Source organism: Rhizobium altiplani, from assembly GCF_001542405.1.
Lineage (GTDB): Bacteria > Pseudomonadota > Alphaproteobacteria > Rhizobiales > Rhizobiaceae > Rhizobium > Rhizobium altiplani.
In genome coordinates, this window is record NZ_LNCD01000033.1 from 158,040 (window position 1) to 176,494 (window position 18,455).

19 protein-coding genes are annotated in these 18,455 nt (G+C 59.8%); 10 read left to right on the forward strand and 9 right to left on the reverse strand.

Annotated features, from left to right (window positions below; all coding sequences use genetic code 11):
* Position 1: 1 nt before the first annotated feature.
* The 3 genes from AS026_RS06450 to AS026_RS06460 all read right to left on the reverse strand — a co-directional run bounded on the left by AS026_RS06450 (position 2) and on the right by AS026_RS06460 (position 3,466).
* Positions 2-1,537 carry a sugar ABC transporter ATP-binding protein gene (locus tag AS026_RS06450; protein WP_062369040.1) on the reverse strand — a complete coding sequence of 512 codons (1,536 nt, stop codon included), beginning with the start codon at positions 1,535-1,537 and terminating at the stop codon, positions 2-4.
* Between the two features lie 73 nt (positions 1,538-1,610).
* A complete protein-coding gene (rhaS, locus tag AS026_RS06455; RefSeq protein ID WP_025661576.1) occupies positions 1,611-2,606 on the reverse strand; it encodes a rhamnose ABC transporter substrate-binding protein in 996 nt (331 codons plus the stop codon).
* Positions 2,607-2,656: 50 nt separating this feature from the next.
* Complete coding sequence (locus AS026_RS06460; protein ID WP_025661577.1) at positions 2,657-3,466, reverse strand: DeoR/GlpR family DNA-binding transcription regulator; 810 nt, start codon at positions 3,464-3,466, stop codon at positions 2,657-2,659.
* A gap of 200 nt (positions 3,467-3,666) precedes the next feature.
* Between AS026_RS06460 and AS026_RS06465 the strand changes: the two genes are divergently transcribed.
* Both AS026_RS06465 and rhaI read left to right on the forward strand, forming a co-directional pair.
* Positions 3,667-5,763: a bifunctional rhamnulose-1-phosphate aldolase/short-chain dehydrogenase gene (locus tag AS026_RS06465; protein ID WP_062369041.1), complete on the forward strand. Its 2,097-nt coding sequence runs from the start codon at positions 3,667-3,669 to the stop codon at positions 5,761-5,763.
* A 62-nt stretch (positions 5,764-5,825) separates the two neighbouring features.
* Entirely contained in the window at positions 5,826-7,118 is a 1,293-nt protein-coding gene (rhaI, locus tag AS026_RS06470) for an L-rhamnose catabolism isomerase (RefSeq protein WP_062369042.1), read from the forward strand.
* Positions 7,119-7,180: 62 nt separating this feature from the next.
* On the opposite strand, the gene AS026_RS06475 is transcribed toward rhaI, so the two are convergent.
* Entirely contained in the window at positions 7,181-7,639 is a 459-nt protein-coding gene (locus AS026_RS06475; protein ID WP_026371637.1) for a carboxymuconolactone decarboxylase family protein, read from the reverse strand.
* A gap of 109 nt (positions 7,640-7,748) precedes the next feature.
* Between AS026_RS06475 and AS026_RS06480 the strand changes: the two genes are divergently transcribed.
* Positions 7,749-8,621 carry a sigma-70 family RNA polymerase sigma factor gene (locus tag AS026_RS06480; protein ID WP_062369043.1) on the forward strand — a complete coding sequence of 291 codons (873 nt, stop codon included), beginning with the start codon at positions 7,749-7,751 and terminating at the stop codon, positions 8,619-8,621.
* 68 nt (positions 8,622-8,689) lie between these two features.
* Here the strand turns inward: AS026_RS06480 and AS026_RS06485 are convergent, their stop codons facing one another.
* Entirely contained in the window at positions 8,690-8,902 is a 213-nt protein-coding gene (locus tag AS026_RS06485) for a hypothetical protein (protein WP_062369044.1), read from the reverse strand.
* A 128-nt stretch (positions 8,903-9,030) separates the two neighbouring features.
* Here AS026_RS06485 and AS026_RS06490 point away from each other — a divergent pair, with 128 nt between their 5' ends.
* A complete protein-coding gene (locus AS026_RS06490) occupies positions 9,031-9,654 on the forward strand; it encodes a TetR/AcrR family transcriptional regulator (protein ID WP_062369045.1) in 624 nt (207 codons plus the stop codon).
* A 68-nt stretch (positions 9,655-9,722) separates the two neighbouring features.
* The gene (locus tag AS026_RS06495) at positions 9,723-9,911 is read left to right on the forward strand and encodes a hypothetical protein (RefSeq protein ID WP_062369046.1); all 189 of its coding nucleotides are present in this window, start codon (positions 9,723-9,725) and stop codon (positions 9,909-9,911) included.
* A 6-nt stretch (positions 9,912-9,917) separates the two neighbouring features.
* Here the strand turns inward: AS026_RS06495 and AS026_RS06500 are convergent, their stop codons facing one another.
* Both AS026_RS06500 and AS026_RS06505 read right to left on the reverse strand, forming a co-directional pair.
* The gene (locus AS026_RS06500; protein WP_062369047.1) at positions 9,918-10,355 is read right to left on the reverse strand and encodes a DUF1810 domain-containing protein; all 438 of its coding nucleotides are present in this window, start codon (positions 10,353-10,355) and stop codon (positions 9,918-9,920) included.
* A 70-nt stretch (positions 10,356-10,425) separates the two neighbouring features.
* Positions 10,426-10,734: a hypothetical protein gene (locus AS026_RS06505; RefSeq protein WP_062369048.1), complete on the reverse strand. Its 309-nt coding sequence runs from the start codon at positions 10,732-10,734 to the stop codon at positions 10,426-10,428.
* Positions 10,735-10,959: 225 nt separating this feature from the next.
* Here AS026_RS06505 and AS026_RS06510 point away from each other — a divergent pair, with 225 nt between their 5' ends.
* From AS026_RS06510 to AS026_RS06520, 3 genes are read left to right on the forward strand one after another with little or no spacing between them, the layout of a single operon-like run.
* Positions 10,960-12,330: an amidase gene (locus tag AS026_RS06510; protein WP_062369110.1), complete on the forward strand. Its 1,371-nt coding sequence runs from the start codon at positions 10,960-10,962 to the stop codon at positions 12,328-12,330.
* A 30-nt stretch (positions 12,331-12,360) separates the two neighbouring features.
* The gene (locus tag AS026_RS06515) at positions 12,361-13,224 is read left to right on the forward strand and encodes a sugar phosphate isomerase/epimerase family protein (protein ID WP_062369049.1); all 864 of its coding nucleotides are present in this window, start codon (positions 12,361-12,363) and stop codon (positions 13,222-13,224) included.
* 19 nt (positions 13,225-13,243) lie between these two features.
* Complete coding sequence (locus tag AS026_RS06520; RefSeq protein ID WP_062369050.1) at positions 13,244-14,038, forward strand: HpcH/HpaI aldolase family protein; 795 nt, start codon at positions 13,244-13,246, stop codon at positions 14,036-14,038.
* A gap of 1 nt (position 14,039) precedes the next feature.
* On the opposite strand, the gene AS026_RS06525 is transcribed toward AS026_RS06520, so the two are convergent.
* A complete protein-coding gene (locus tag AS026_RS06525; RefSeq protein ID WP_062369051.1) occupies positions 14,040-14,711 on the reverse strand; it encodes a spermine/spermidine synthase domain-containing protein in 672 nt (223 codons plus the stop codon).
* A gap of 596 nt (positions 14,712-15,307) precedes the next feature.
* Here AS026_RS06525 and AS026_RS06530 point away from each other — a divergent pair.
* Both AS026_RS06530 and AS026_RS06535 read left to right on the forward strand, forming a co-directional pair.
* Positions 15,308-15,592, forward strand: a complete 285-nt coding sequence (locus AS026_RS06530; RefSeq protein WP_062369052.1) for an acylphosphatase — start codon at positions 15,308-15,310, stop codon at positions 15,590-15,592.
* 200 nt (positions 15,593-15,792) lie between these two features.
* Entirely contained in the window at positions 15,793-16,515 is a 723-nt protein-coding gene (locus tag AS026_RS06535; protein ID WP_245307371.1) for a L,D-transpeptidase, read from the forward strand.
* 31 nt (positions 16,516-16,546) lie between these two features.
* Here AS026_RS06535 and AS026_RS06540 read toward each other — a convergent pair whose 3' ends face one another.
* Positions 16,547-18,343, reverse strand: a complete 1,797-nt coding sequence (locus AS026_RS06540; protein WP_062369054.1) for a PAS domain-containing sensor histidine kinase — start codon at positions 18,341-18,343, stop codon at positions 16,547-16,549.
* Between the last annotated feature and the right edge of the window lie 112 nt (positions 18,344-18,455).

Below are 18,455 nucleotides of genomic sequence, written 5' to 3' on the forward strand. Positions count from 1 at the left end.
CTCAAGCATTACCGGTCGCGGCGCGAACCAGCGTTTCCGGCGTCAGATCCTTGCGCTCGAAGAGGCCGGCCATGAGGCCTTCCTTCATGACGAGGACCCGATCGGACATTCCAATGATTTCCGGCAGTTCTGACGAGATCATGATGATCGACAGTCCCTCGGCGGCAAGCTCGCTGATGAAACCGTGCACGGCCGCCTTCGAACCGATGTCGATGCCCTTCGTCGGTTCGTCGAGGATGATCACCTTCGGCAATGTTGCCAGCCACTTGCCGATGACCACCTTCTGTTGGTTGCCACCCGACAGTGTTCCGACGGGAACCGAAAGGGCTGCTGCGCGCAGGTCCAGGCGCTCGGCATATTTGCGTGCCAAGGCAAATTCATTGGCCGCCTTCAGGAAACCCTTGCGCGATGTGCGCCCGAGCGACGGCAGCGTCATGTTCTGGTAAATCGGCATGGGCAGCGCCAGGCCGTGGCGACCACGTTCTTCCGGTACGTAGACGATGCCGGCGCGGATCGCATCGAGTGGCGAGTGGATTGCCAGCGCCTGGCCCCCAAGCTTCAGCGTGCCGGATGCGGGTTTGGTGATACCGAACAGCGACTGGCAGAGTTCGGAGCGACCGGCGCCGATCAACCCGTAGACACCAAGGATCTCGCCCTTTCGAAGCGTGAACGAAATGTCGCGAAACTCTGTCTGGTGACAGTATTTCTCGACCTCGAGCACCGGACCGCCGATGGCCACGTCAACCTTGGGAAATGCATTTTCGACATCGCGACCGACCATGAGACGGACGATATCGTCCTGCGGCGTCTGCTTGAGTTGGCCGTGGCCAACAGCGCGACCGTCGCGGAAAACGACGTAATTGTCGGCGATCTCATAAAGCTCGTCGAACTTGTGGCTGATGAAGAGGATCGCCTTGCCCTGTGCCTTCAGGCCCTCGACGATGCGGAAGAGGTCATCGATTTCCTTGCGCGACAGTGCTGCGGTAGGTTCGTCCATGATGACGATGCGCGCTTCGATGGAAAGTGCGCGAGCAATTGCGACAAGGTGACGCTGAGCAATCGAGAGATCCTTGAGACGGATCGTCGGATCGATGTTGCTTTCAAGCGAATGGAGCAATTCCTTCGACCGACTGTTCATCAGGTTCCAGTCGATCGTGCGAAACTTCGTGCGCGGCGCGTGGCCGAGGAAGATGTTTTCAGCGACCGTCAACTCGTCGAAGAGCACGGTTTCCTGGTGAATGGCCGTGACGCCGACGTCGATGGCGGCCTGCGCATTGGCGAAGGTGGTCGGCTTGCCGTCGACGATGATCTCGCCTTCGTTCGGCCGGTAGATGCCGGTCAGGATCTTGACGAGCGTGGATTTGCCGGCGCCGTTCTCACCGATCAGGGCGGTAACCTTGCCGGGGTAGAGCGCGATGCTGACGTTATCGAGCGCCTTCACGCCGGGGAAGATCTGCGAAATGCCGCGCATCTCGAGGATCGCGGGCGCCTCGTCCGTCTTGAAACCCGCGACGGATTGTTGAAGGGCAGTGTTCATCAGCGTTTACCAGTGTTCAAATGAAAAGTCCCGGCGGCGCGAACCGCCGGGTTTTTGCTTGGATGAGCGAGGCTTAGAAAACCTTCGAGAACTGGTCGATGTTCGAAGCGTTGTACACGAACGGATCGGACATGGCGGCTTCGCCCTTGTCGTCGATCTTGATCTTGCCCATGCGGCCAGCTTCGATTTCGGTGCCCGGCTTGCCGGTCGCGTCACCCTTTACGAGGTGGTAGGCGATCTGCGTGGCAGAGTAACCAAGGTCGATCGGGTTCCAGATGGCGAATTCCTTCGTTGCACCAGACTTGATCGCGCCAGCCATTTCAGACGGCAGGCCGAGGCCGGTCACGTAGACCTTGCCGACAAGACCCTTGTCTTCGACAACCTTGGAAGCGGCCAGAACGCCGACCGTCGTCGGAGCGACGATGACCTTGACGTTCGGGTTCGACTTCAGCAGGCCTTCGGCTTCGCGATAGGACTTGTCAGACAGATCGTCGCCGTAGACTGTCGTGACGAGGTTGAGGCCCGGGAAGTCCTTGAGCTGCTTCTTCATCTGGTCGATCCAGATGTTCTGGTTGGTCGAGGTGGTCGTTGCCGACAGGATTGCGAAGTCACCCTTGCCACCTTCCAGGTGGTCCTTGGCGAGCGTCAGGCACATCTTGCCGATCAGCTCGTTGGACGACGGGTTCAGCTGCAGGATGCGGCCGTCCTTGTTGACGCCGGAATCCCAGGAGATGACCTTGATGCCGCGCTGCTTGGCCTTCTTCAGGGCCGGTACGACAGCGTCCGGGTCATTGGCGGAGATGGCAATGGCATCAACGCCCTGGGCGATCAAAGAGTTGATGACTTCGATCTGGCCCTCTGCCGTCGTCGAGGTCGGGCCGGTGTAGATGACTTCCACGCCGCCGAGTTCCTTTGCCGCTTCCTGAGCGCCCTTGTTGGCGGCTTCGAAGAAGCCGTTGCCGAGAGACTTCACGACCAGGCCGATCTTGACGTCCTTGGCGCTTGCGGCGCCTGCCATCAGGGCCACCGCAAAGGCGACGCCGACGGCGAGTGATTTTGCGAATTTCATGCTTTATCCTCCCACGTTGATAAGACTTAACTACATCCTGACGGGGCCCCTCAGGCAACCGACGAGGAATCCTCCTTCATTTGCGAGATCGTGCTCGCAATGACGAGCTTGATGCCCGCATCCTCGATCATCCGGACGGAGTCCTCGGGAACACCGTCGTCCGTAATGATCGTCGAAACACGGTCGAGCGGGCACAGAATGAGGCTCGACCGGCGGTGAAATTTGCTGGAATCGACCATGACAACGAGTTCGTCGGCCTGGTGCATCAGTTTCTGTTCGCTTTGAATGATCTGCGCGTCGGATTCCATGATGCCGAGCGGACCGACGCCCTGCGCGCCGATGAAGAAGCGGCGAGCGTAGAAATTGCGGATCGCATCATTGTCGAATGGCGACAGGATCAGGCTCTGCTCGCGGTAGATCACCCCGCCGGGGACCGTTACCGTGTTCTTCGAGTGCTTGACCAGATGCTCGGCAATCGCAAACGAGTTGGTCATCACCTGCATGCGATGGGCGGCCATGAAGTGCACCATCTGAAACGTGGTGGTCCCACCATTGATGATGATCGCATCGCCCTGATCGCAGAGATCAACGGCAGCGCGCGCTATTGAGCGCTTTTTATCGATGTTGACTGATTCCGAAACCCTGAAGGGCCGCCCCGCCAGATTGCCGAGTTGCGGCGGATGCACAGCCTCTGCGCCACCGCGTACTCGCCGGATCTTTCCCTGCACATGCAGAGCCGCGATGTCACGCCGGATCGTCGCCTCGGAAGCCTCGGTCAATTCGGAAATATCCTGAATCGTAACGACCGACTTTTCCTGAACGGCGCTCAATATGATGCGATGGCGTTCGCGTTCGTGCATGGGGTTCCTCCTAGCTTGCTTATTTCGCAGTTGTGAGAATGTGTCAATCAAAAACGATCATAAAATTTCATATTGCGCTGCAACATAATCGAATTTGATCGTTTTCGATTGACAATGTCCGTTTTGATGAGCGATACCGTGACCGCAAAGGAGCGTCGAGTTCGTTCGCGCGTCCAAGAAATTTTACATGGGAGGATGACATGGCGGCAACCGTCCGGCTTCTTGATAACCGTTGGGACGATTCATACGCGGCAGGCCTCGATGAGCCTGGAAAGCTGCTCTATCGCTCGAATTTGCTGGGTGCCGACAAGCGCATCACCAACTATGGCGGCGGGAACACCTCTGCCAAGGTCATGGAAACCGATCCGCTGACCGGCGAGAAGGTCGAGGTTCTCTGGGTCAAGGGTTCGGGCGGCGACGTCGGGACCATCAAGCTTGACGGCTTCGCCACTCTTTATCAGGACAAGCTCGTTTCCCTGAAGGGCATTTACAAAGGCGTCGAAGACGAAGACCGCATGGTCGGCTTCCTCCCGCACTGCACCTATAACCTCAACAGCCGTGCGGCCTCGATCGACACGCCGCTGCACGGTTTCGTGCCCTTCACCCATGTCGACCACATGCATCCGGACGCGATCATCGCAATCGCAGCCTCCAGGAACTCCAAGGAATTGACGAAGCAGATCTTCGGCGACGAAATCGGTTGGCTGCCGTGGCGCCGCCCGGGCTTCCAGCTCGGCCTCGACCTCGAAGCCTTCGTCAAGGCGAACCCGAATGCCAAGGGCGTCGTGCTCGAAAGCCACGGTCTCTTTACCTGGGCAAACGATGCCAAGGCCTGCTACGAGCTGACGCTCGACATCATCAACAAGGCGATCGTCTGGTTCGCGGAAAAGACCGAAGGCAAGACGATCTTCGGCGGTGCCGCCACCTCAAGCTTGCCGGTCGAGCAGCGCCGCGCCATTGCGGCCCGCCTGATGCCTGAAATCCGCGGTCGCATCGGCAAGGCAGAGCGCAAGCTCGGCCATTTCGACGATCAGGATGCCGTTCTCGAATTCGTCAATTCGAAGAACCTGCAGCCGCTCGGCGCGCTCGGCACCAGCTGCCCTGATCATTTCCTGCGCACCAAGATCCGCCCGCTGATCGTCGACTTCGATCCGGCAAAGCCTGATGTGGACGCGATCGTTGCCGGTCTCGACAAGGCGCTCGAAGACTACCGCGCCGACTACGCGCGCTATTACAACGACTGCAAGCATGACAATTCGCCCGCCATGCGCGATGCGAACCCGGTCATCTTTCTCGTTCCAGGCGTCGGCATGCTGTCGTTCGCCCGCGACAAGGCGACAGCCCGTATCGCCAGCGAGTTCTACGTCAACGCCATCAACGTCATGCGCGGTGCTTCGACCGTTTCCGAATATCAGGGCCTGCCGGAGCAGGAAGCCTTCGATATCGAGTACTGGCTGCTCGAGGAAGCCAAGCTTCAGCGCATGCCGAAGCCGAAGAGCCTTGCCGGCAAGGTTGCCTTCGTCACCGGCGGTGCCGGCGGCATCGGCCGTGCGACGGCTGCCCGCCTGATCGGCGAGGGTGCTTGCGTGGTCCTTGCCGATATCGACCAGGAAGCGCTCGACAACACGAAGGCCGATTTCGCTAAGCAATTCGGCGCCGACGCCGTGCGCGGCGTCAAGCTTGATGTAACCAAGGAGGACGGCGTCATCTCGTCCTTCGCGGAAGCCTGTGTCGAGTTCGGTGGCGTCGATATCCTTGTATCGAATGCTGGTATCGCTTCATCCGCCCCGATCGAAAGCACTGAGCTTTCGATGTGGAACAAGAACATCGACATCCTGGCGACCGGCTACTTCCTCGTGTCGCGCGAGGCGTTCCGCCTGTTCCGCAAGCAGGATCTCGGTGGCAACGTCGTGTTCGTCGCCTCCAAGAACGGTCTGGCATCGTCGCCGAATGCTGCTGCCTATTGCACGGCCAAGGCTGCCGAGATCCATCTTGCCCGTTGCCTGGCGCTCGAAGGCGCGGAAGCCGGTATTCGCGTCAACACCGTCAATCCGGATGCCGTGCTGCGTGGTTCGAAGATCTGGAGCGGAGAGTGGCGTGAACAGCGGGCGGCGTCGTCCAAGATCGAGATCAACGAGCTCGAGGAGCATTACCGCAAGCGTTCCATGCTGAAGCTCAATGTCTTCCCCGAGGACATCGCCGAAGCAATCTACTTCCTGGCGTCGGATCTCTCGGCGAAGTCAACCGGCAACATCATCAACGTGGATGCCGGCAACGCTCAGAGCTTCCCGCGCTAAGTCCAACTGCTGCGGCGGGCAAATGCCCGCCGCCTTTCATCCACATGTCCGGGGAGGAACCCATGGCCGAGTCAAAAATCGCGCAGGACCTGATTGCGCAGGAAAACGACACGCGCGCAGCAGCGCTCAAATCCGACTATGAAGCGCTCGGCGCCAATCTGTCGCGCCGCGGCATCGACATTGAAAACATCACGCGCCGGGTATCCGAGTTCTTCGTCGCTGTTCCGTCCTGGGGCGTTGGCACCGGCGGCACCCGCTTTGCCCGATTCCCCGGCACCGGCGAACCGCGCGGCATCTTCGACAAGCTCGACGACTGCTCCGTCATCAACGAGCTGACGCGCGCCACGCCGAACGTCTCCCTGCACATTCCGTGGGACAAGACAGATGCCAAGGAACTGAAGGCAAAGGGCGATCAGCTCGGCCTCGGTTTCGACGCGATGAATTCGAACACCTTCTCCGACGCGCCGGGCCAGAAGCATTCCTACAAATTCGGTTCGCTCAGCCACACCGACGCCGCAACACGTGCGCAGGCGGTTGAGCACAACATTGAATGTATCGAGATCGGCAAGGCGATCGGCTCGAAAGCATTGACGGTCTGGGTTGGCGACGGCTCGAACTTCCCCGGCCAGAGCAATTTCACCAAAGCATTCGAACGCTATCTCGCTTCGATGGCCGATATCTACAAGGCTCTGCCTGACGATTGGAAGCTCTTTTCCGAGCACAAGATGTATGAGCCGGCCTTCTATTCGACAGTCGTGCAGGACTGGGGCACCAACTACCTCATCGCCCAGACGCTCGGCCCGAAGGCGCAGTGCCTGGTCGACCTTGGTCACCATGCACCGAACACCAACATCGAAATGATCGTTGCCCGCCTGATTCAGTTCGGCAAACTCGGCGGCTTCCACTTCAATGACTCGAAGTATGGTGACGACGACCTCGATGCCGGTGCGATCGAGCCCTATCGCCTCTTCCTCGTCTTCAACGAGCTGGTCGAGGCAGAGCAGCGCGGCGTCAACGACTTCAATCCGGCCCACATGATCGACCAATCGCACAACGTGACCGATCCGATCGAAAGCCTGATCAACAGCGCCAACGAGATCCGCCGCGCCTACGCGCAGGCGCTGATCGTCGATCGCAAGGCGTTGGCCGGCTACCAGGATGAAAACGACGCGCTGATGGCGACCGAAACGCTGAAGCGCGGCTACCGCACGGACGTCGAGCCGATCCTTGCAGAAGCGCGTCGCCGGTCTGGCGGTGCGATCGATCCAGTGGCGACATACCGCGCGAGCGGTTACCGCGGGAAGATTGCCGCCGAACGCCCGGCGTCGATTGCCGGCGGCGGCGGCATCATCTGACCCTTAGCCTCCCAAGGCCGTTTGACCGGGCCGCTGTCGACGAGACAGCGGCCCGATTCCGTTTACGGCTTCCATTCACCGGCGATCTGACGGGTGGCGATGTTCAGCCGGTTCCAGACGTTGATGTTGGCGATGGCGATGACGAGGGCTGCCAGGCTCTTGCCGTCGAAATGCCGGGTGGCTTCATCCCAGATGTCGTCAGGCACTGGGTCGGCGCGATCGCTGACGCGGGTGACCGCCTCCGTCAGCGCAAGGGCTGCGCGTTCGGCCGGCGTGAAATAGGGCGTGTCACGCCAGGCGCTGACGGCAAACAGGCGCTCGTCCGTCTCGCCAGCCTTCTTGGCGATCCGTGGATGTCCGTCGATGCAGACGCTGCAACCATTGATCTGGCTGGCGCGTAGATTGACGAGTTCCAAAAGGATTGGCGACAGACCTGTTTTGGCGGGTATTGTCCCGAGGGCATGCAGCGCCTGCATTGCGTCGGGAATGACGATCGCTGGATTTCCCATTCTTGCTTGCATCACGTTTCTCCATGGTGTGTTTTCCAAACTGACGCCGCCGGACGTGCTGTCACATTGGCCGGCTTTTGTTCGTCATGGAGTTGACGGAACACAGTGGAGGAATGTGACAATGGATGAGAAAAATTGGCTGGCGGGAGAATTTGAGGCGAATCGGGCGCATCTGGGTGCCGTCGCCTATCGCATGCTGGGCTCCCGCGCCGAAGCCGACGACGCTGTTCAGGAGGCCTGGCTGCGGCTTGGCCGCTCTGATGCTGACGCGATCGACAATATTGGCGGCTGGCTCACGACGGTTGTGGCGCGCATCTGCCTCGACATGCTGCGGTCGAGAAAGACACGCCGGGAAGAGCCGTTCGATCTACCCGTCCATGAACGCGTGGCCGACACGTCCAAGACCGTTGATCCGGAGCGGGAAGTGGCTTTTGCCGACTCCGTCGGCATGGCGCTACTCGTTATCCTCGAAACATTGGCGCCGGCCGAGCGCGTTGCCTTCGTGCTCCACGATATGTTCGATCTCCCCTTCGACGACATTGCGCCGATCATTCATCGCTCTTCGGCGGCAACGCGACAACTCGCAAGCCGTGCTCGCCGTCGGGTGCAAGGCAAGACCGATGTGCCGGAGGCGGACGCAGCGCGCAAGAAACAGATCGTCCAGGCATTCCTCGCGGCTTCGCGCCTCGGTGACATCAGGGCGTTGCTGTCAATCCTCGATCCGCAGGTCGTGTTCACCCCGGACACTGCAGCGATGCGGTATAACCCTTCCGTTCGCGAACTTCGCGGCGCGGATGCGGTGGCAGAGACGTTCAGGGGTCGGGCTCAGGCGGCGCAGCCGGCGATGATCGATGGAGAGTTCGGGCTGGTGGTGGTCGTGGGGGGACACCTGCGCGTCGTCCTGCTTCTGACCTTCGACGGGGAGAAGATCGCCGGGATCGATGCCGTCGCCAATCCCGACTATCTCGGCAACCTGAAATACGACTTGCTCTAAAAACAAACGAAAAGAGCCGTCGCTTGGCCAGCGACGACTCTCACAGGGGCAGGGAAGCGCCCGAAACTTCAGCAATAGCTGCACATGGCAGCCGGGTTGTTGTTGGGGATCACGTTCAGAAACTTGCCCACTGGAGAGGTCCGCTGTTCGCGCTTCCTGGCGGCCGTCTCAAGCAGACGCTTGAAATCGTCAAGTTTCACGCCGTCGGCACGGAGCACCATGGCGATAAGGGGGTCGTGAAGGGCTTCGGTAATGGTCAGGTCTTCTCTGGTCTTGCTCATGGTTTGCCTCCTTTCGTGGGCGGTAGCCCGTGTTTCACCCCGTTGCGATCAAATCAACCACGTTGACTTCCGCAGAGAGTGGTGTTACCGGTAAGTAACAATACATTTGTTACCGATCGGTCACATGGATGTCAAGGACCTTGTCCGCAAAAAAATCAGAATCATTGGGCCTGCTGTCTCACGCAAATACTGACGAGAAAATCCCGCCACGGGAGCGCATCGTCTCCACCGCCGCCGAGCTTTTTCGCGAGCACGGCATCCGTGGCATCGGTGTGGATGCGATCGCAGATGCTGCGCTGACCAACAAGATGACGCTGTACCGGCATTTCGGCTCCAAGGACGAGCTGGTCTGCGAGACATTGCGCCGCGCTTCGGAAAGAGCCGAAGCAATCTGGCGCGATCTCGAGGCAACCCATCCCGGCGACCCGAAGGCGCAGCTCAGGGCATGGATCGAAGCGCGAACGCAAAGCCTTTGCGGCGAGCGCGTCGGCTGTGATCTCGCCAATGCGGCCATTGAGCTGAAAGGTGAGGGGCATCCCGCCTATAGCGTGATAGAGCGCCACAAGGCTGAGCAACGCGACCGCCTCGAAGCGCTCTGTCGAGCAGCCGATGCGCGCGAACCGAAGCTGCTGGCCGATACACTGACGCTCCTTCTGGAGGGGGCTCGCGTTACGCGGCAAGCCATGGGCAACGACACATGTTGCAATCATTTTTCGAAGGCCTGCAACGCTGCCATCGCCGCCTTTGCGTGATGGCACCCGCCGATCGGCGGGAACCATATGCCTTTATGCCCGTTTCGGGAGATGCGGGAAGTGAAGGCATGGACAATCTCTATCTTCATCGTCTGTATGCAAAACGAGCCGAGCTCGAGGCAAAGCTCGAGCTCTATGAGGCGCGCGATTGCTTCGGTGACGAGGAGATCGATGATGGCACCGATCAAGAGCTGCGAGAGAAGCTCAGCGAAATTTCGAGCGAGATCGACACGCTGGAGCGCTCGCGCGCGCCCTGAACGGCTCTAGCTACTGGCGTCCAGAAGCTGAATGGTGCGGTCGTCGAACTCGCCGCGATAGAGCCGGTCAACGACTTTATGAAAAGCCGACCCGTGCTCGCTGATCGCCGCAAAGAGGGTCATGGACGACCGCAGCTTGAGATCATCAGGAGACCCGAAGATATCATGGGCGGATTTGCCCTCGATCGAAAGGACGGCATCGACACAGCGCAATAGTCTGCTACCGAGGACGGGGTCCGCGAGATAGGCAATGGCCTCTTCCGCCGAGCGGATGGCGTATTTCTCTGCCATGGATGATGTGCCGAGCCCGGCGATCTGGGGAAATATGAACCACATCCAGTGGGATCGCTTGTGTCCGGCTCTCAATTCCGAAAGCGCTCGCTCGTAGGCACCATTCTGCGCATGAACGAAGCGATCCAGATCATAATCAATCTCATCGGGCATCGACGATCCTCCCCTGGCGCATAACTATATCATGGGGGAGGGTTGTCCATGCCTGGAACTCGACAGGTCCTCAGCAGGACCTGTCCGGGTATGGGCTGTGCTCCCGGCAATAGTCGACCGAGGGCAATGAATCCGAGATTGACCCGACAGCTGCCGTGTCGAGGCCCGATGCCATGGGGGCCGTGAAATGGACCGTCAGTCCGGCAATGCCTAGTAGCGCAAAGGCCGCAAGAACGATGAAGCGTTCTGATACTGAAGGTTTGTGTGCACCAACATGCTCGGCGTATTCGCGTTCACCCATGCCATTCAACTCGTCATCTGTCGCGTGGTGGTGTACCACGTCGCCACGCGCCGCGTTCCAACTCTCGCTGTTTGTCATTTTGTTAACTCCTACACTGATGCGTGCACCGACACATGATCGTCCTCTCGCCGGCGAACAGCACGAAAATGCATGTGTGTTCTTTTGGACCTCGATTGAAGACCGGATACACAAACGCAGTGTTCATAAAATCGAACCAATCGGTTTGATTTGGGACTTTGAGGGCTTGGCTCCTCGACAAAATTCAGCTTAGTTCGGATGGTCAGTCAGATTGCGGATGCCCCCATGACCAAATCATTTGGTGCGATGTCCATCGCACAGCTTTCCAGTCTCATTCAAACAACAGCGGTCGATCCCATCGAAGTGACGGAAGCTGTTATCGACGGCATCGAGGCCTATGCCGACCAGGCGGCCTTTACGGCAATCTTCAAGGATCGTGCAACAGAAGAGGCGAAGGCCTCATCGAAGCGAATGAGAGAGGGTCGCTCGTGCGGAATGCTGGACGGCATACCGATCGCCTGGAAGGACCTGTTTGACATCAAGGGGCGGAGAACGACGGCCGGGTCGACAGTACTGGCCAGAGAGCCGGCTGCGCAGGCGGACGCGCCTGTCGTGGCAACGCTGAAACAGGCAGGCATGGTTTCGATTGGCTGCACGAACATGAGCGAGTTCGCCTTCTCCGGGCTCGGCCTCAATCCACACTACGGCACGCCGCGCAATCCCCGCAGCAATGATGTTCCGCGCATTCCGGGTGGCTCATCGTCCGGCGCTGGCGTTGTGGTGGCAGCTGGCCTCGTGCCGGTGGCGATGGGGACGGACACGGGAGGTTCGGTGCGCATCCCGGCTGCCCTCAACGGTATCGTCGGATACAAGGCAACGCGCGGTCGCTATCCGATGGCAGGCGTCTTCCCGCTGGCAAAGAGCCTGGATTCGCTTGGTCCGCTCTGCAGGACCGTTCAGGATGCGGTGTGGATCGACGCGGGAATGCGAGGCGCGTCAGCGCCGTCAATAGCCGCTCGCCCACTCAAGGAGTTGGACATCGTTATCCCTGACAATATCGTTTTCGATGGTGCTGAAGCTGGCGTGGTCGCAACTTTCGAGACGGCGGTCGACTGGCTGGCGGCGGAGGGTGCATCGATCACCCGGATCAAGATCCCGGCTTTTGACGAGATATTGGCGCTCATGGCTCGATATGGTGCCCTGGTCACAGCCGAAGCCTATGTGCTTCACCGCGAGCGATTGGCTGGGCCTGCGGCTGACGAGATGGATCGCCGCGTGGTCGTGCGCACTCGACTGGGCGAGAAGACCACGCTTGCGGCCTATCTGGCGATCCTTGAAGCCCGCGAGCGGTTGATCGCCGATGTCGACCGCCTTGTCGGTGACAGCTTCGTTGCGTTTCCGTCGGTCGCCCATGTGGCGCCGCCGATCGCGCCATTGGAAGCCGACGACGATTTGTTTTTCGCAACCAACGGGAAGACCTTGCGCAATACGCTTTTCGGTAACTTCCTCGATTGGTGCGGCGTATCGATCCCCTGCGGGACGGGAGATGCCGACATGCCGGTCGGCTTCCTGCTTTCTGCCGTGGGCAAGCGGGACGAAGCGCTCCTTGGCGCGGCGCTTTCGGCGGAGACAGTTATCCGCGGAGAATTTACGTGAGACCGTAGGTATTGCTCCCGGGAGGAGAACATGACTGAAAGCAATTTGGAGAATGGACGTTTTGCAGTTTCGACCTGGTCGCTGCATCGGCTCCTGGGGGCCGTCTATCCCTACAGCCCCGATCCGGAAAAAAGTGCAGCGCCCAAGGAGCCATATGGGCCGGGGCGTTCCCCGCTGACCGACATTCCCGGGCAACTTGCCAATCGTGGCATCGGGCGGCTTGAGATATGCTCGTTCCATCTGCCAAGCATCGAAGCCGCCTATCTCGCGGAGATGCGCGCCGCACTTCAGGACGCCGGCATCCTGCTTCAGACACTCCTCGTTGAAGATGGCGATCCCAGCCATCCAGAGACGGCGGAACGCGACATTCAGTGGATTGCCGGCTGGATTGGGGTCGCAGAAGCGCTTGGCGCCAGGAGCATGCGGGTGATCGCCGGCAAGCAGATGCCGACCGCAGATAACCTTGAGCGGGCCGCGGGCCATCTCGGTTGGCTTGGAAAGCAGGCCGAAAACAGCGGCGTTCGCATTGTCACAGAGAACTGGTTCGACCTTCTGCCTTCGCCGAAGGAAACCAATTGGCTGCTCGATACCCTGCAGGGCAAAGTCGGTCTGAACGGCGACCTCGGAAACTGGGCTGCCCCTGAAAAATACGCAGGGCTTTCCGACATCATGCGCCGTGCGGAACTCTGCCACGCCAAGGCCAATTTCAATGAAGCGGGGCTTGACAGCGCGGACTACCGCAAGTGCCTGGAAGCGTGCCGGACGGCAGGTTACGACGGACCGTATACCTTGATCTACGATTCACCATTCTTTGCCGATGAGTGGGACGGCATCCTGCTTGAAAAGGCATTCATCGAGGACTTCCATCAGGAAAAGCCGCGCGCGGCTGGCTAAACCGCGAAAGGAGCATGGCATGACTGGCGCAACGACGATCGACGGCTTCGCAAGGCGGATCAGAAGCGGTGGGGGCGGATTGATTTCCGCGTGGATCGGCATTCCCGATCCGCTTTTCGTCAATCATCTGGCGCAAGAGGCCTTCGATGCCATCGTGCTGGATATGCAGCATGGCGTCTGGGATATCGGATCGGCAGCCGTTGGCATTGGCCAGGGGCGGCTTGCCGGCAAGCCGGTGCTCGCCCGAATTCCGGTCGGTGATTTCGCATCGGCCTCGCGTCTCCTCGATGCGGGAGCCTCGGGCATCATTGCGCCGATGATCAACTCAGTGTCTGATGCCGAGGCCTTCGCCAAGGCCACCAAGTATCCGCCGGTCGGCGAGCGCAGCTGGGGGCCGACGCTGGCGATCAACCACACGGGACTTTCGGCCGCTGAGTATCTCGCGACCGCGAATGAAGAGACCCTGGCCATTGCCATGATCGAGACGCGTGCGGCCCTTGATGCTGCGGATGAAATCATGCGCGTTGAGGGAATTGACGGTATTTTCGTCGGCCCGTCCGATCTCTCGATTGCCCTGTCAGATGGAGCGAAGCTGGCACCTGACACGGCGGAGGTCGACGGCGTTCTCAAGCACCTCATCGCCCGTTGCCGTGCTCACGGAAAATTCGGCTGTGTCTTCGGCAGTAACGGCGAGCGGGCCGGAGAATTGTTGAAGATTGGCTTCGATTTCGTCATTGCCGGGGCCGACACACAACAGCTACGCTCGGGCGCCGCGAGCGCGATTGCCGCCGCGCGACGCGTTCAGGCAAGCTGATCTACTTGACGGCCAGCCAGATGACATGACGCGCGCCTCCGCGTTTTCCGTTGGCGCGCGTATTGACGGCCTCGACGGCAAAGCCGCAGTCACGAAGCCGACGGGTGAAACCGGCATCCGGCCCGGATGACCAGACGGCAAGGACACCTCCGGGTCGCAAGGCATCGCGTGCGGAACGCAGGCCAGCGAAATCGTAGAGGCTGTCGTTGGAACGGCGCGTCAGGCCGTCCGGCCCATTGTCGACGTCAAGCAGGATGGCGTCGAATTTCGCCCTGCTTTGCCGGATCAGTTCGCCAACATCGCCTTGATGGATGGCGACACGCGGATCGTCGAGACACCCCTGAAAAACCGCCGACATCGGACCGCGTGCCCATTGCACCACCGCCGGCACCAGCTCTGCAACAGTGATGGATGCATCCGCCGGCAGGGCCGAGAGGGCGGCACGCAGCGTGAAGCCCATTCCGAGACCACCGATCAGCATGTTCGGGCGAGGACGTCCCGCGATCTTGTCACGGGAAAGTGTTGCGAGCGCCTCCTCCGAGCCGCTCAGGCGGCTGTTCATCAGCTCGTTCGAGCCCAGCATGATCGAAAATTCGCTGCCTCGTTGCTTGAGGCGCAATTCGCCGCTTTCTCCGGGGATGGGCGCGGAATCTAGTTGGACCCAGGGGAGCATGTCTGTCGTGCCTCGCGTTGCGCGGTTCCCCTAGCACAAAAGAACTACCCCGCGAACCGCCAGCGAGGCGCGCGGGGGACGTTTTCGAAGTGATGGCTCAATTGTTGTTCCGGCACGCCTGATTGGTAAGGGTGTTGGTTCCACCCCGAACCACTCGGTGCTGGCCCTCGGGGCAACCGGTCCACTGTATGGAGTTGGTGCTCGTCGTCGTGGTGCCAAAGTCGATTGGTATCGAGAACCCGCCTCCACCTGTTCCTTCAGTATCAGGCGAGGTTCCAAGCGGCGGCGACCCATCGAGGCGGCCGCTGCTGTCCATCCCCATATTTGCTTGCGCAAAGGCTGAACCGGCGAAACTGAGGAGGAGCACTGAAGTCACTGCGATAAGCCTGCGCATGATCGAGATCCCTTCAAGTTGAAGCACTTACCAATGTAGCGCGTCATTCGATTCAGTCCAGCGGAACAAGCAGTGATGGCGTTGAAAATCGCGCAATAGCAAATGATGCTTAACAGCCGCCGCATGCGGCGGCGCCGGCAGTGCTTGAATTCTCTCCTTGTGCGCCAGATTGCTTACAAGGCGCGGACCAACGGAGGCAAGCATGGGCGAGAATTCCAAAGCCGTTCGGGTGCGGATATCCGGTCTGGTTCAGGGCGTCAGTTTTCGCGTTTGGACACGGTTCCGGGCTGAGGAGTTCGGCCTTGAGGGCTGGGTCCGCAACGAGACCGATGGATCCGTGACGGCGCTCATCGCGGGGCCGGAGACAGCTGTCTCGGCGATGCTGAAGGAATTTTGGAAAGGCCCCCCCGGCGCGTCGGTGCAAGCTGTCGAGGCCGAACCGGTACCCCCTGAGAGCGTCCCCTCCGGATTTCAAATTACGGTGTAGTGGGCGGACTTCGAAAACAAGCAATGTCCTGTTGAACCTAGAACGCACTTATGCGCAGCAGCCGTTGTTGTCCTCTTTCAACAGTCTCGCCTAAATGTGACCTCGCCCTGCGTTTCTGACGACCGAAAACACATTTCAGCCATGGTGAGAGCGAGTAGACATGTCTCGCCTGACGAGACCATGAATCGGAATTTTTGAAATTGCCTGCCACATCCTTGATCCGACCGCTGCTGGCAGCGGCCGGTGCCTCACTTCTTGCTGCTTGTACGCAACTCCCCTCGGAACGAATTGTCGCAACCGCCCCGGCTCCCTCCATTGAGACGATTGCGCCCGAACCAGAGCCGCAGCCTGAGATCCAGCCGGTGGAGCGGGCTTCCGAGAAGCCGGACTACTCTCTCGCTTATGCCGAAGTCGACGAGGGAGAGTTTCGCTGGCCGCCGATAAATTACACAGCGGTCCATCCCGACTATTTGCGCCAGGAAGTCGACTATGCGACGGACGAGCCGCCGGGCACCATCGTGGTCGAGACCGAGAAAAGGTTTCTCTACCTGGTGCAGAAGGATGGACGAGCCATTCGCTACGGCGTGAGCCTTGGTGCCCAGGGCCGGGCATGGAAGGGGCGCGCAATCATTCAGTGGAAGCGAAAGTATCCGACATGGACGCCGACACCGTCGATGATCAGTCGCAATCCGAAACTCGAACAGTGGAGGCAAGGCATGCAGCCCGGCGTGAATAATCCCCTCGGGGCACGCGCGCTGTACATCTTTCAGGATGGCCAGGACACGCTCTATCGCATCCACGGCTCTCCGGAATGGCAAACGATCGGCAAGAACGCCTCGTCTGGCTGCGTGCGGATGTTCAATCAGGACGTCATCGACCTTTACGAACGCGTGAAGGGCAAGGCACCGCTGGTGGTGAAGTGACTACCGCTTGACGCAGGCGGTGTATTCGCCATCACGGCGCCGGTTCGGTCAAACGATCATGATCCCACCCGGCGCCGAGAGCGGCGTCGACTTCACAGATCAAGCCTTCTGGGTCGTAGGTGATCGTTACTCGCCCCTTCAACTCCGCAGCCAGCAGGGTTTCGATCAGGCGCGAGCCGAAGCCTTTGCGCGAAGGGGGAGTAACGGCCGGCCCGCCCATTTCCCGCCAGCGCAACCTCAGCCGGTTATCCCCGCCAAGCGACCATTCAATCGAAATGTGGCCTGCCGGTACAGACAAGGCACCGTACTTGGCTGCATTCGTCGCCAATTCATGCAGAGCCAGCGAAATTGACACAACGGCCCGCGGCGCGAGATGGATGCTCGGGCCCGAGATTGAAAACCTGTCACGCTGATAGTGAGAGAGAGACTGTTTGACGACCGCTTCCAGTTCGGCCTGCTCCCAGTTGCCGTGTGTCAGGAGATCATGTGCCTTGGACATCGACGCCAGTCTGGCCTCGAAAGCGTCCACGCCCGCACGGTTCGCCTCCTCGCGTCCGAGCGTCTGTCGCGCAATCGCCATCACGGTCGCGAGCACGTTCTTCACACGATGGTTCAGTTCGCCCACGAGAACTGTCTGGAGCCGCTCGGCCTCCTTTCGGGCACTGATGTCGTGCGCTATTTTTGACGCTCCGACAATCCTGCCATAAGCGTCGAAAATTGGTGAAACGCTGAGCAGGACGTCGACAAGCCCGCCATCCTTGCGTCGGCGCTTGGTCTCATAGGGCTCGACCTTCCGGCCGGTGCTGACCTGCCTGATGATCGCGGGCTCCTCTTCAATCCTGTCATCGGGAACCAGAATGATGACCGAGCGGCCGATCGCTTCCTCAGCCGAATAGCCGTAGAGCTTTTCTGCTCCGATATTCCAGCTCGTGATCCTCATGTTCAGGTCGGTGCCGAGAATGGCGTCGTCGGACGAAGCAATGATCGCGGCAAGGCGACGTTCCACCTCCTGGGCCCGCTTGCGTTCGGTGATATCGACGACAACCGCTGCGGTTTGCCGTATCTCTCCGTTCTTGTCGCGAAGAGGCGAGACGGAACTCGCTACCCATACGAGGCTGCCATCCTTGCGAACGTAGCGTTTCTCGATGTCGAAGCTTTCGCCGGTTTCCACCATCCTCCTGAACGATTGGACATAGTTGTCCAGATCCTTGGGAAAGGTGATGTCCTGCACGCGCATCTTCAGAAGCTCGGCTTCCGTGTATCCGACGATGTCGCAGAAACGGCTGTTGACCAAGAGCAGACGGCCCGCGAGATCAGACTGGCCTATGCCTGCGGCCGTTTGTGAGAATATGGCACGAAACCGCTCCTCGCTTTCCCGCAACGCGGTCTCGAACCTGACGCGTTGAGTGGTCTCGCTGACGATGCAGAAGACGCCGCCGACCTTTCCCGCTTCGTCCCTGATCGGCGAATAAGAGATGTCGAAATGTACAGTCTCGGGATAGCCGTGTCGCTCGATATAGAATGGACGGTCCTTGGCAACCACTGTCTCGCCGTGATCAAGAACACGTAGCAGGAGCGGTTCCAGATCGCTCCACAATTCGCTCCAATGCTCGCGGGCGGGGCGGCCGAGGGCCTGAGGATGCTTGCTCCCGATTGTAGGCGCATAGGCGTCATTATAGAGAGCGATGAAATCCCGGCCCCAGAATATGACGATCTGCGCCTTGGCGGGCAGCATGATGTCGACGGCCGATTTCAATCCGTCCGGCCACGAGGAAAAGGGACCGATGCCGCTTGCTTCCCAGTCGCGGTCGTAAATGCGACCGGCCATCTCGCCTGATCCGGAATATGTGTCGCTGCTGCGCAGGGGTGTGTCCTCTCTAGAGTGCCCTTGTAATTCAAAGGTTTGGCGCGCAGACGTCAAGAGGCAATGCAAGAGAGCA

Bases quoted from the DNA above. Each gene is read 5' to 3' on its own strand.
- AS026_RS06490 (WP_062369045.1), top strand. From the start codon at position 9,031: ATGTCAAGGACCTTGTCCGCAAAAAAATCAGAATCATTGGGCCTGCTG.
- rhaI (WP_062369042.1), top strand. From the start codon at position 5,826: ATGGCCGAGTCAAAAATCGCGCAGGACCTGATTGCGCAGGAAAACGAC.
- AS026_RS06475 (WP_026371637.1), bottom strand. From the start codon at position 7,639: ATGCAAGCAAGAATGGGAAATCCAGCGATCGTCATTCCCGACGCAATG.
- AS026_RS06525 (WP_062369051.1), bottom strand. From the start codon at position 14,711: ATGCTCCCCTGGGTCCAACTAGATTCCGCGCCCATCCCCGGAGAAAGC.
- AS026_RS06530 (WP_062369052.1), top strand. From the start codon at position 15,308: ATGGGCGAGAATTCCAAAGCCGTTCGGGTGCGGATATCCGGTCTGGTT.
- AS026_RS06450 (WP_062369040.1), bottom strand. From the start codon at position 1,537: ATGAACACTGCCCTTCAACAATCCGTCGCGGGTTTCAAGACGGACGAG.
- AS026_RS06510 (WP_062369110.1), top strand. From the start codon at position 10,960: ATGACCAAATCATTTGGTGCGATGTCCATCGCACAGCTTTCCAGTCTC.
- AS026_RS06495 (WP_062369046.1), top strand. From the start codon at position 9,723: ATGGACAATCTCTATCTTCATCGTCTGTATGCAAAACGAGCCGAGCTC.
- AS026_RS06540 (WP_062369054.1), bottom strand. From the start codon at position 18,343: ATGGCCGGTCGCATTTACGACCGCGACTGGGAAGCAAGCGGCATCGGT.
- AS026_RS06465 (WP_062369041.1), top strand. From the start codon at position 3,667: ATGGCGGCAACCGTCCGGCTTCTTGATAACCGTTGGGACGATTCATAC.
- AS026_RS06500 (WP_062369047.1), bottom strand. From the start codon at position 10,355: ATGCCCGATGAGATTGATTATGATCTGGATCGCTTCGTTCATGCGCAG.
- AS026_RS06505 (WP_062369048.1), bottom strand. From the start codon at position 10,734: ATGACAAACAGCGAGAGTTGGAACGCGGCGCGTGGCGACGTGGTACAC.
- AS026_RS06480 (WP_062369043.1), top strand. From the start codon at position 7,749: ATGGATGAGAAAAATTGGCTGGCGGGAGAATTTGAGGCGAATCGGGCG.
- AS026_RS06520 (WP_062369050.1), top strand. From the start codon at position 13,244: ATGACTGGCGCAACGACGATCGACGGCTTCGCAAGGCGGATCAGAAGC.
- rhaS (WP_025661576.1), bottom strand. From the start codon at position 2,606: ATGAAATTCGCAAAATCACTCGCCGTCGGCGTCGCCTTTGCGGTGGCC.
- AS026_RS06485 (WP_062369044.1), bottom strand. From the start codon at position 8,902: ATGAGCAAGACCAGAGAAGACCTGACCATTACCGAAGCCCTTCACGAC.
- AS026_RS06460 (WP_025661577.1), bottom strand. From the start codon at position 3,466: ATGCACGAACGCGAACGCCATCGCATCATATTGAGCGCCGTTCAGGAA.
- AS026_RS06515 (WP_062369049.1), top strand. From the start codon at position 12,361: ATGACTGAAAGCAATTTGGAGAATGGACGTTTTGCAGTTTCGACCTGG.